10 protein-coding genes are annotated in these 11,931 nt (G+C 70.6%); 5 read left to right on the forward strand and 5 right to left on the reverse strand.

What is annotated here, in order from left to right:
- The first annotated feature begins 61 nt into the window (after positions 1-61).
- The 5 genes from ABH933_RS15150 to ABH933_RS15170 are packed head-to-tail and all read left to right on the forward strand — an operon-like array spanning position 62 to position 7,178.
- Positions 62-1,435 (forward strand): flavin-containing monooxygenase, encoded by a 1,374-nt coding sequence (locus ABH933_RS15150; protein WP_429425506.1) that lies wholly within the window; start codon positions 62-64, stop codon positions 1,433-1,435.
- On the forward strand, positions 1,432-2,613 hold the full coding sequence (locus ABH933_RS15155; protein ID WP_429425504.1) for a serine hydrolase domain-containing protein: 1,182 nt from the start codon (positions 1,432-1,434) through the stop codon (positions 2,611-2,613). Before ABH933_RS15150 ends, ABH933_RS15155 begins: the two co-directional genes overlap by 4 nt.
- A gap of 8 nt (positions 2,614-2,621) precedes the next feature.
- Entirely contained in the window at positions 2,622-3,668 is a 1,047-nt protein-coding gene (locus tag ABH933_RS15160) for an alcohol dehydrogenase catalytic domain-containing protein (protein WP_429425608.1), read from the forward strand.
- 7 nt (positions 3,669-3,675) lie between these two features.
- The gene (locus tag ABH933_RS15165; RefSeq protein WP_429425502.1) at positions 3,676-5,412 is read left to right on the forward strand and encodes a class I adenylate-forming enzyme family protein; all 1,737 of its coding nucleotides are present in this window, start codon (positions 3,676-3,678) and stop codon (positions 5,410-5,412) included.
- Positions 5,413-5,438: 26 nt separating this feature from the next.
- A complete protein-coding gene (locus ABH933_RS15170; protein ID WP_429425500.1) occupies positions 5,439-7,178 on the forward strand; it encodes an N-acyl-D-amino-acid deacylase family protein in 1,740 nt (579 codons plus the stop codon).
- Positions 7,179-7,188: 10 nt separating this feature from the next.
- On the opposite strand, the gene ABH933_RS15175 is transcribed toward ABH933_RS15170, so the two are convergent.
- From ABH933_RS15175 to ABH933_RS15195, 5 genes are all read right to left on the reverse strand, one after another.
- The gene (locus ABH933_RS15175) at positions 7,189-8,070 is read right to left on the reverse strand and encodes a TIGR03854 family LLM class F420-dependent oxidoreductase (protein WP_429425498.1); all 882 of its coding nucleotides are present in this window, start codon (positions 8,068-8,070) and stop codon (positions 7,189-7,191) included.
- Positions 8,071-8,211: 141 nt separating this feature from the next.
- Entirely contained in the window at positions 8,212-8,526 is a 315-nt protein-coding gene (locus ABH933_RS15180) for a hypothetical protein (protein ID WP_429425496.1), read from the reverse strand.
- Between the two features lie 155 nt (positions 8,527-8,681).
- Positions 8,682-10,418: an NTP transferase domain-containing protein gene (locus ABH933_RS15185; RefSeq protein ID WP_429425495.1), complete on the reverse strand. Its 1,737-nt coding sequence runs from the start codon at positions 10,416-10,418 to the stop codon at positions 8,682-8,684.
- A 288-nt stretch (positions 10,419-10,706) separates the two neighbouring features.
- Positions 10,707-11,006, reverse strand: a complete 300-nt coding sequence (locus ABH933_RS15190) for an MGMT family protein (protein WP_429425493.1) — start codon at positions 11,004-11,006, stop codon at positions 10,707-10,709.
- Positions 11,007-11,768, reverse strand: a complete 762-nt coding sequence (locus ABH933_RS15195; RefSeq protein WP_429425491.1) for an alpha/beta fold hydrolase — start codon at positions 11,766-11,768, stop codon at positions 11,007-11,009.
- Positions 11,769-11,931 lie beyond the last annotated feature (163 nt).

Consider the following 11,931-nt stretch of genomic DNA (forward strand, 5'->3'; position numbering starts at 1 on the left):
AGTGAGTGTTAGCGTGTGTATCACGTCACGGGCGGCCCAGCGGCCGAACAGGAGAACCGAGTTGGATACACGCGAACTGCCCCGGGTGTGCGTCATCGGCGCCGGACCGTCGGGAATCACCACCGCCAAACGCCTTGCCGAGCACGGCATCCCCTTCGATTGCTACGAGGCCTCGGACGAGGTCGGCGGGAATTGGTATTTCAAGAATCCCAATGGCATGTCGGCCTGCTATCAGAGCCTGCACATCGATACCTCCACGTATCGCCTGCAGTTCGAGGACTTTCCGGCTCCCGAGCACTGGCCGGACTTCCCGCACCACTCCGAGTTGCTGCAGTACTTCAAGGACTACGTCGACCACTTCGGCATCCGCGACCGCATCCGGTTCAACACGAAAATCGTTGCTGCCGAACGCGACAGCGACGGTCTGTGGGTCGTCACCACGAGCACCGGTGAGACCGCGGTCTACGACGTGCTGGCTGTGTGCAACGGGCACCACTGGGATCCGAGCCTGCCCGGCTATCCCGGCGAATTCGACGGCGTGCTCATGCACAGCCACGCCTACAACGATCCGTTCGACCCGATCGATATGCGCGGCAAGCGAATCGTGGTGGTGGGCATGGGCAATTCGGGCCTGGACATCGCCTCGGAGCTGTCGCAGCGGTTCGTCGCGGACAAGCTGTGGGTCTCCGCGCGTCGGGGCGTGTGGGTGCTGCCGAAATATGTCAACGGCCAGGTCGGCGACCGGCGGCAGACCCCGCGCTGGATCCCGCCGCGGGTGATGCTCAAACTCAAGCAGCGGTTCGTGCGCAAATACCGCGGGGAGATGGAGAATTACGGGCTGCCCAAGCCCGATCATCGACCATTCGAGGCGCATCCGTCCGCCAGTGAGGAATTCCTGCACCGCGCCGGCTGCGGCGACATCTCGTTCAAACCGGCCATCGCCCGGCTGGACGGCTCGCGGGTGTACTTCGCCGACGGCACCTCCGAGGAGGTGGACGTGGTGCTCTGCGCGACCGGCTACCACATCAGCTTCCCGTTCTTTGTCGACCCGGATCTGCTGCCGGACAACAATAATCGCTTCCCGCTGTTCCAGCTGATGATGAAACCGGGCATCGACAACCTGTTCTTCATGGGCCTGGCCCAGCCGCTACCGACGCTGGTGAATTTCGCCGAGCAGCAGACCAAATTCCTCGCCGCCTACCTGACCGGTCGCTATCACCTGCCCGCACGGCCGGAGATCGATGCCGCCGTCCATGCGCACGAGGCCCGCCGCGCGGGGCGATACTACGATTCGCCGCGCCACACCATCCAGGTCGAATTCGAGCCGTATGTGCGGAATATGCTCGAGGAGATCGCGGCAGGGGCGAAACGTGCTGCTGCGGCGGGCAATTCGTTGCCGGTTCCAGCCCGCGCCGGAGCCGGGGTCCGGGGATGAGCGAGCAGACCGCGGACAGGCGTGAATCATCGTCGCTACCCGGCTCGTCCGGGTTCTGCCTCGACGAATTCGCCGCGGTGCGTGCGGCATTCGATGGGCAGCTGGCCTCGGGCGAGGAGCTCGGCGCGGCACTGTGTGTCACCGTCGACGGTGACCCGGTGCTGGATCTGTGGGGCGGCTACGCCGATCCCGGCCGGTCCGCGCCGTGGCGGCCGGACACCCTGGTGAACGTCTTCTCCATCACCAAGACCATGACCGCGTTGTGCGCGCTGCTGCTGGTGGATCGCGGGGAGCTCGACATCCACGAGCGCGTCGCGCACTACTGGCCGGAATTTGCCGCGAATGGCAAGGACGAGGTCGAGATTCGCCATCTGCTCTCGCACACCTCCGGCGTCTCGGGCTGGGAACGGCCGATCGAGATCGCGGACCTCTACGACGCGGAGGCGGCCGCGGCGCGCCTGGCGGCCCAACCGACCTGGTGGGAGCCGGGTTCGGCATCGGCGTATCACGCGCTGAGTTACGGGCATCTGATCGGCGCGGTCGTCCGGCGCATCACCGGGCGCTCGCTGGGCCGGTTCTTCGCCGAGGAACTGGCCGGGCCGCTAGGCGCCGACTTCCACATCGGCACCGGGCCAGAACATTTCGACCGCATCGCCACGCTGGTGCAGCCGGAGCTGCCCGAGTTCGACATGGCCGCCCTCGATCAGGACAGCATCCTGGTCAAGACCCTCACCAGCCCGCTGCTCGACGTGGCCGAAACCGCCACGCCTGGTTGGCGGCAGGCCGAGATCGGCGCGGTCAACGGGCACGGCAACGCGCGCTCGGTAGCCCGGGTCCAATCGCTGATCTCCTGCGGCGGCGAGCTGGGCGGACGAAAGTTCCTCTCGCCCAGGACCATCGAGCTCATCTTCGAGCAGCAGGCCGACGGGGTCGATCTGGCACTGCTGACCCCGCTGCGGTTCGGCATCGGCTACGGGCTGCCACAGCCGCAGACCGCGCCGCATGTGCCGACCGGCCGGGTGTGCTGGTGGGCCGGGTACGGAGGGGCCATGGTCGTCAACGACCTGGATCGCCGGATCACCTTCGCGTACACCATGAATCGCATGGCCGCGGGACTGTTCGGTTCGGACCGCTCGGATGCGTACCTGCGGGCGACCTTCGAGGCGGTGCGGTCATGAGTGAGATGATGCGTGCGCTACAGCTGACTGGGCCCGGAAGGCTGGAAATGCGTGAGGTCCCGGTGCCCCACATCGCGCCGGACGAGCTGCTGCTGCGCGTCGGCGCGGCTGGGATCTGCCATTCCGATTCGTACGTGCTGGGCCTGCCCTTCGCGCTGCGCGAGGACCCGCTGACCATGGGGCACGAGATCGCCGGAACCATCGAGGCGATCGGGCCGCAGGTGCGGGGGCGCACCGCCGGTGAGCGCGGCGTGGTCTACCTGTGCTGGTCGTGCGGGGTGTGCCGGGAGTGCGTGCGCGGCAACGAGAATGTGTGCCTGGCCGCGGGCCGGGCGGCGATGCCCCCGTGCCCCGGTCTCGGACCCGACGGCGGCATGGCCGAATACGTTCGGGTGCCTGCGAATTCGTTCGTTCCGATCGGCGATCTGGAGTTCGCCCAGGCCGCGCCGCTCGCCGATGCCGCGCTGACTCCGTATCACGCGATCCGCGGCGCGGCGGACCAGCTGTGGCCCGGGGCCACTGCCGTCGCAATCGGTATCGGCGGGCTCGGGCACGTCGCGGTGCAGATCCTGAGGGCCGTCACCGCGGCCCGCGTCATCGCCGTGGATGTGGCGCAGGACAAGCTGGACCTGGCCGCGGCCTGCGGAGCGGATCTGGGCCTGCTCGCGGACGGCGCCGCCGCGCGAATCCTCGAGCTCACCGGGGGCCGGGGTGCGGAGGCGGTCTTCGACTTCGTCGGCACCGACGCCACGGTGGCGCTCGCGGCCGAAACGGTCGCCCCGAACGGCGCCTACCGGATCGTCGGTCTGGGTGGCGGGGCGCTGGGCCTGGATGCCGGGCCCGCCGGGGGACCGGGGCTGCCGTGGGGTGCGACGGTGCGCAAATCGTACGGTGGCACCAGAAGCGATTTGCACGCATCGGTGGCGCTGGCACAGGCGGGCCGGGTGCGGGTGGAGGTGGAGCGGTTCGCCCTCGCGGACGGGCCTGCCGCCTTCGACCGCCTCGACCGCGGGCTCATCCGCGGCCGTGCCGTGCTGATCCCGGGACAAGAGTAGGACGCACATGACCGAGCCCACCGCACCGCGGACCGACCCGTCACCCGTCACCGGATCCGGGACCGCCGATTCCCGCCCCGCCACCCGAAGCGCCGGGGTTGGGGCGAGCGATCCCCGGGCCGCCGCCGCGGGCATCGCCGCGGCCCTCACCGGGCCGGGCGGGCCGTTCGAGATGACCGTCGAGGAGGTGCTGGGCGCGCCGATGCCGGTGCTGCGGCACCGCCGCGGATCGCTGCTCGAACTGCTCGACGCCTCGGCGGCCTGGGGAGACCGCGACTACCTGGTGACCGCGGACCGGCGCATGTCGTTCGCCGAACACGCCGCCGCGGCAGGCGCGCTGGCGGCCGCGCTGGCGGATCGATACGGCGTCGGCAAGGGCGACCGCATCGGAATCCTGGCCGCCAACACGCCGGAATGGGTCCTGACCTTCTGGGCGGCCCAACGCCTCGGCGCGATCGCGGTGGGCTACAACGCATGGTGGGCGCCGCGCGAAATCGCGTACGGGCTCGAGCACACGACGCCGTCGGTGGTGATCGCGGACGCGAAACGGGCCGCGCTGCTGCGGGAATCGGATGCCGGGGTGCCGGTGCTCACGATGGAGCACGACGTTCCGGCGCTCGTCGACGCGTATTCCGGTGCGGTCCCGACGGTTTCGCTCGGCGAGGACGATCCGGCCGTCGTGCTCTACACCAGCGGCACCAGCGGGCGTCCCAAGGGTGTGGTGCATTCACATCGGAATCTGGTGGCCGTCACGGATTATCACCGCTTCGGCGACGCCATGGTCGCGGCGTTCCGGGGTCAGGAGCTCGCCGAGCCGAGCGACAAGCGCTTCCTGCTCACCTCGCCGCTGTTCCACATCGCCAGCCTGCACAACCTGGTGATTCCGCGCCTGGCCACCGGCGCGGCGGTGATTATCCATCAGGGCTCGTTCGAGGTGGACCGGGTGCTGCGGCTGGTGGAACGCGAGCGCGTGAGCAACTGGGGCGCGGTGCCGACCATGGCCGCGCGCATGCTCGAGCACGACCTGAGCGGCTACGACCTGTCCAGTCTGGCCGCGTTCTCGCTCAATGCCGCACCCTCCTCCCCGGCCTTTCATCAGCGCCTGCGCGAGCGGCTCCCGGTCGCGCAGGTCGCGCTGACCACTAGCTACGGGATGACCGAAAGCGGCACGGCCGCAACGGTTGCTACGCCACCGGAGCTGGCCGCGCATCCCGAGACGGTGGGCAGCCCGATCCTCGGCGTCAGCGTCGAGATCCGCGACCTGGACGGTAAGCCGCTGCCCGATGGGCAGGAGGGCGAGATCTGCGTGCGCAGCCCCTATGTGATGCTCGGCTACTGGAACGACGAGGCCGCCACGGCCGCCGCGATCGACGGCGAACGATGGTTGCGCACCGGCGATTTCGGCATCCTCGAGGACGGGCGCCTGCGATTGTCCGGCCGCCGCAGCGATCTCATCCTGCGCGGCGGAGAGAACGTGTACCCCATCGAGATCGAGAACGCCCTCGACGAGCACCCCGCGGTGGTCGAGTCGGCGGTGCTCGGGGTCCCGCACGAGGACCTGGGCCAGGAGGTGGCGGCGGTCGTGGTCGTCATCGACGCCGCCGCGGTCGGCGAGGCGGAGCTACGCGCCTTCGTCGCCGAGCGCCTGGCCTACTTCAAGGTGCCCGCCCGCTGGGTGATCACCACGAAACCGCTGCCGCGCAACGCCACCGGCAAGGTCGTGCGGCGGGAGATAGAGATCTGAGCCGGGCAATCACATGAGGTGATCCTATGTACGACAGCATCATCCGCGGCGGCCGCTGGTTCGACGGCACCGGCGCGCCATCGGCGGTCCGCCATCTGGGGATCCGCGCTGGGCGCGTCGAGACGATCTCCACGACGCCGCTCGACGAGACGGGCTGCGGCACCGTCATCGACGCGACGGGCAAGTGGGTGATGCCGGGCATCATCGATATCCACACCCACTACGACGTGGAGGTGCTGCTGGAACCCGGTCTGCCGGAGTCGGTTCGGCACGGCGTTACCACCGTCCTGCTGGGTTCCTGCTCGCTGTCCACGGTGCATGTGGGCGCTGAGGTGGCCGGGGATCTGTTCGGCCGGGTGGAGGCGATTCCGCGCCGCCACGTCATCGAGGCGATCGGTGATCTGAAGACCTGGCGCACCGCCGCGGAATACGCCGAGGCGCTGCAGGCACTGCCGCTGGGCACGAATATCGCGAGCTTCCTGGGGCATTCGGATATCCGCGCCGCGCAGATGGGGCTGGACCGGGCCACCCGCGCCGACGTGCGCCCCGACGCGACCGAGCTGTCGGCGATGGAGCGGAATCTCACCGAGGCCCTGGACGCCGGCTTCGTCGGCATGTCCTCGCAGCAGTTGCTGTTCGACAAGCTGGACGGGCAGTTGTGCCGATCCCGGACGCTGCCCTCGACCTATGCGACCACGCGAGAACGGCGGCGGCTCAACGCGATCCTGCGGCGGCGGTATCGGGCGCTGCAGGGCGGGCCGGACGTGGCGCGCCCGCAGAGCCTGGTGGCCATGGCCGCCAGCACCCTCGGTATCGGGCGGCGGCCGCTGAAGGTGAGTCTGCTCTCGGCCGCCGACATCAAGGCCATTCCGGCCGTCGCACACATCTTTCCGGCGATCGCGCGGGTGCTCAACGGGTTGGGCGGCGACTTCCGCTGGCAGCATCTGCCGGTGCCGTTCGAGGTGTACTCCGACGGCATCGACCTGCCCGTGTTCGAGGAATTCGGTTCGGGCGCGGCGGCATTGCACCTATCGAATCAGCTGACCGAACGCCGGGAACTGCTGGCGAGCCCGGACTACCGGCGATGGTTCCGCAAGGACTATGACAAGAAGTACGGGCCCCGGGTGTGGCACCGCGACTTCTTCGACGCCGAGATCGTCGAATGCCCGGACGCCGCGGTGATCGGCAAGACCTTCGGCCAGGTCGGCCTGGACCGGGGCGGCCTGCATCCGGTGGATGCGTTCCTGGATCTGGTTGTCGAGCACGGCCCGAAGGTGCGCTGGCACACCACGATATCCAATCACCGCCCGCACGTGCTGGACCGCTTCGCCGCGGATCCCGGTGTGCAACTGGGATTTTCGGATGCCGGTGCGCATCTGCGGAACATGGCCTTCTACAATTTCGGGCTGCGGCTGCTGCGCCGGGTGTACGACGCCGAGCGGGCGGGCCGGGCGTTCATGACCGTCGAACGGGCCGTGCACCGCCTCACCGGGGAACTCGCCGACTGGTACGGCCTGGACGCGGGCCACCTGCGGGTCGGTGACCGCGCCGACGCGGTCGTCGTCGATCCCGGCCGCCTGGACGAGAGCCTGGACGCCTACGCCGAGCACCCGGCGCCCTACTTCGACAACCTGTCGCGCATGGTGAACCGCAACGACGACACCGTTACCGCGGTATTCGTCGGCGGCACATATGTTTTCGGCAACGGCCGGCCCGCGCCCGTACTGGGTGTCCAGCGCACCGGGCAGTTCCTGCGCGCCCGCTGAGTCCGAACACTCAGTTCTGGCGCGGAATCACCTCCGCGACAAAACGATCGATGAACTCGTTGTAGGGGCGGGTGTCGGTGGTCCCGATCACGAATTTGGTCAGGCCCGCGGCGAGGTAGCCGTCGAGCTTGCGGTGCAGATCGGGCCAGCCGTCCGCGATGAGGTCGGCGGGGTCCACGCCGGGGCGGCGGGCGCGAGCGCCGGCGGCGAACTCCGGAGGAATGCCGTCCTGCGCGAGGAAGAGGCTGATGCCGAAGTGGTCGGGCTCGATCTCGCGGTTCGCCTCGGCGGCCGCGGCCTGGATGGTCTCGCGGGCCCGCCCGGCCTCCTGCGGTGTCAGGAAGCTGCCGAGCCAGCCGTCGGCGAGGCGGCCGACGCGCCGCAGTGCCGCCGGGGCCGAACCGCCGAGCCAGAGATCGAGCGGGCGCGCCGGGCGCGGGCCCAGACCGTTCGCGGCGACGGTGAAGAACTCGCCCGCGAAATCCAGCTCGTCGCTGTCCACCGCGGTCCGCAGCAGCCGCAGGGATTCGTCGAACAGAGCGGCCCTGCGGCCCTCGGGCGCCGGGAACAGGTCGTATTCGGCGGGCCGGGCCGGGCGCAGGCCGAATACCGGAAGCACTCGCTTGGGCGCCAGCGCCGCCAGCGAGGCCAGCTGCTTGGCCACCAGCACCGGGTGCCGTCCGGGCAGGATCGATACCGAGGTACCGACCTTCAGCCGAGTCGTGCGAGACAGTGCGAATGCCATACCGACCGTCGGATCAACCGTGTGCGAGTACACCAGCTCGGGCAGCCACAGCGAATCCACCCCCGCCGCCTCGAGCCGATCCACGACCTGCGCGAATCGCGCGGGCTCGGCGCCCGCTCCCACGCCGACTCCGAACCGGACCTTCATGCGCGCACTCCTCTGCAGGGATTCCTTTCTGGCAACCGAATTCGCGCGTTGGTCCATTCCCGTCGACGGGTGCGCTCCGACCTGTGTTGGCGACGTCCGAGCCGCGAGAAGGCGGTCGAGTCGTTGCGGTAGTCCGGCGGGTCACCAGCAGAAGCGCACGGGGTGGGTGAACATCCACACCACGACAAGCGCCGCGACCACAGCCGCCGCACCCGCGATCAGGATCATCGACCGGCTGCGCCGCAGCAACGCACCGGCGGCGAACGGAGCTGTCCAGATCGCGACCGTGCCGATCACCCACCAACCACCGGCCATGTCGACCCGCGCGACGGTGGACCCGCAGCGGGTGTCCGCCGCCGCGAACAATCCGATCGCCACGCCGACTGCCGCCGCAGCCGTCCACACGGCCGCCGCCAGCGCGGTCACCGTCCACCACGCCGCCGGATGAAGGTGCACGAAGTCGATTCTATTGGCCGCCCAGGGCGAACTATTGGTCGCGCAGCGCCGCGAGCGGCGTCATGTCGAAGCGGTCGCGCTGTCGCGCCCGCCGTGACCTGGTGATGGACGTCGAAGTCGATAGTGCCGAGGAAGCCGCACGGGACCGGTCGGCGTCAGACCGGTAGTGGGAGAAATTCGACCGCGGCCTCGTCGGTGGCGTGCGCCGGCACGACGACCAGGCCGTCCCGGTCCAGCAGGCCGGCGAGGTGGGCGGTGCGCACGTGCGCGTCCCCGGCCCAGCCGCCCTCCGCGACCGCGCGGGCGGGCACGATTCTCGGTGCGGGGCCGGATATCTCGCCGGCATTGCGCAGCGGGCCGGTCACGGCGCGGCGCGGCGGGCGGCCGGTGAGCCCCTCGACGATCGCGGGCGCCACCGCCAGCAGTGTCGCGACGGCCGCGAACGGATTGCCCGGCAGCCCCAGAATCGCCCTGCCACCGTCGATTTCGGCGATCACCGTGGACCCTCCCGGCCGCAGGCGCAGCCGGTGCACCAGCACCTGGGCGCCGGCCCGGTCCAGCGCGGCGCGCAGCTGATCGGCCACGCCGCCGCCGGTGGCGCCGACGATCACCAGTAGTTCGCAGTCGCCGGCGTGGGCCAGGACCTCGTCGAAACCGTTCGGGGTATCGCGCAGGTGCACCCGGTCCAGGGAGTGGATTCCACACCAGGACAACAGGTCCGGCAGTACCGGCCCGATCGAGTCGCGGGTCTGGCCGGTGCGCAGCGGGCCCTCGCTGCGGATCTCGTCGCCGGTCATGACGATGCGGGCGCGCACCGGCCCGCGTACCAGGCCCTCGGCGACCTCCGCGGCCGCCGCGACCGAGACCAGCGCGGGCGAGACAGGCGTGCCCTCGACGGCGACAACGTCGCCGGGCCGCCAGTCCTCGCCGCGGCGGCGCACATCGTCGCGGATCGGGGCGTCCGGCAGCCGATGCAGCAGACCATCCGCGCCGCTGGCGACGAATTCATCGCGCACGACAGTGTCGGTGCCCTCGGGGATGTGCGCCCCCGTGGCGATGCGCACCGCCTCCCCGGGGTGCAGTCCGGCGGGACGGTCGCCCCCGGCGAACCCGATATCGTGACGTACCCGCCACGGCCCGTCGCCGGAGGTGGCGTAGCCGTCCATCGCCGAGACGTCGAACCGCGGCAGCGCCTCGGCCGCGGTCAGCGGCTGGGCCAGGGTCGCCCCCGCCGCCCGGCGCAGTGCGGTGCGGTGGGCCGGTAGGCGGGACAGCTTGCGGCGCAGGATGTTTCGGGCTTCGTCGAGCGACAGCGGGGCGGCCTGCGCGCGGGCGTGGGCGACATCCTCCGGGGTGTCGCAGTCGACCGCGCCGTCCAGGGGCAGCATCGCGGTACGCGCGGGGATCAGCGCCTTCATCGGCTGATTCATCGGTGCCTCGAGCCGGTCGAGCGCGTTCAGCAGCGCCGTCCGCCGCCACACCCCGACCAGATACTGGGGACGGCCGGACTCGTCGGCCGCGAACACCGCCTCGGCGTCGGTCGCGAGGACACGCGCGATCAGCTGCTCGATCGCGGCGGCGGACAGGAAGGGCATATCGGCCGCCAGCACGACCACCAGATCCGCGGGAAAATCACATTCCGCCAGGGCCCGCAGCCCGGTCGCGATCGCGGCGACCGGCCCGGATCCGGCCGGCACCTCCTGCACCTGCCGGATCTCGGGCCCCAACCCCGACCGATGCGGGCCGACCACGACCGTGCGCGCGCAGCCGGCCACCGCGTCGATCGCGGCCTCCAGCATCGACCGCCCCCCGACCACGATCCCCGGCTTGTCCACCCCTCCCATCCGGGTGGCCCGCCCTCCGGCCAGCACGATCGCGTCGACGGTTGTCACAGTCGCTCACCCGCGCGGTACCTCATAGGGCCGATCGTAGTTCGCGGCGATCCCGATGCCGCACACCTACGGTGCCGGATCTGTCCGAGTCGGGGAGTGTACCGACCGTCCCGATCGGCCGGGCGAGCTCGCGGACAGGACCGAGCCGCCTTCCAACGCGTTGAGGCGAGCCGCCCTTGCGCGGCAGCAGTGCACCGGCCGCGTGTAGTCGCTCGACCTCGCGCGCGGGATCGTCGGCGTGGCAGGGGATCAGGTCAAGGTGCAGGCGGCCGGGCCGTTCGGATCCGGCTACCTGTCGAATCGGTATCGGGCAGTGGCCAGGTCCGCGCGATCACCGCTGATGGGGCAGCCCTCGGCGGCGAGCCGGGCGAGCTGCTTGTGCGCCAGATGCGGTGCGGGAGTGCCGTCGGCGCGCAGCACTCGATGCCACGGCAGGTCGGCGGAGTCGGTGCGCATGATCCACCCGACGGTCCGCGGGGTGGAGAGCCCGGCCGCGGCGGCGATATCGCCGTAGGTCGACACCCGGCCCGGCGGAATCGCGGCCACCAGTTCGCGCACCCGCTCGATCTGCGCGTCGGTCGTCGCCATCTACAGCACCGATCGGAGCACGGCGGCGGTCTGCGCCGGGCGCGCCTGGGACACCATGTGGTCGCAGTCGAATTCGTGCACCGTGAGCCGCTCGGCGAGGTGCGCGGTGAACGCGTCTCGCAGCTCCGGCGTCACGAACGGCGAATTCACCGCGCGCACCAGCACGGTGGGCAGCTCCGGTGGCGGCAGTACGGTCGCGCGGGCCAGCTGCCCCCAGTAGGAGGTGACCGCGGGCAGGCTCATCCGCCACCCGACGCGGCCTCCGGCCGTGGGCACCAGGTGTTCGGCGAGTTCCGCCTCGAGGAGCGCGGAGTCGACCTCGCCCCAGGCGGTTTCGAGTTTGTCCAGGCGTGCGGCCTCGGCGTCCGGATAGTCGGGCCGGGCGAGCATGCCCTCGGCGAGTTCGTGCGCGAACTCCGCGTCCAGGCCGATCGCCGGATCCAGCAGCACCAGCGCGCGGACCAGCTCCGGATGCAGCCGCGCCAGATGAATACCGACCGCCCCGCCGAACGAATGCCCGACCACCGTCGCGGGCGCACCGTCCAGCAGCCGCACCAGATCCGCGACCACCGCCTCGAACGTCCACGGCGGCAACGAGGTGGACCGGCCGTGCCCGCGCAGGTCCGGCGCGAGGACGCGCACGCCGGGCAGGTGCTCGGTGGCCAGCGCCTCCCACCGCCTGCCGTGCCCGGTCAGCCCGTGCAGGGCCAGCAGCAGCGGACCGTCGGCGGGACCGTATTCATACACCTGGAGTTCGGGCACGGGCCCATTGTGCCGGGCGGCACCGACATCCGCCGGGCCGGGGATTTGCGGCCGCGCCGAACCGGGTTCGGTGGTGGTAGCCGCACGCGTGCCCTGGTGGTGGCGGGTGAATCACGGTTCGGCATCCGTCGGAAGTCGCCGGGCGGACGTACGGCCGAAGCAG

The organism is Nocardia sp. GP40 (genome assembly GCF_050434125.1).
GTDB classification, from domain to species: Bacteria; Actinomycetota; Actinomycetes; order Mycobacteriales; family Mycobacteriaceae; genus Nocardia; species Nocardia albiluteola.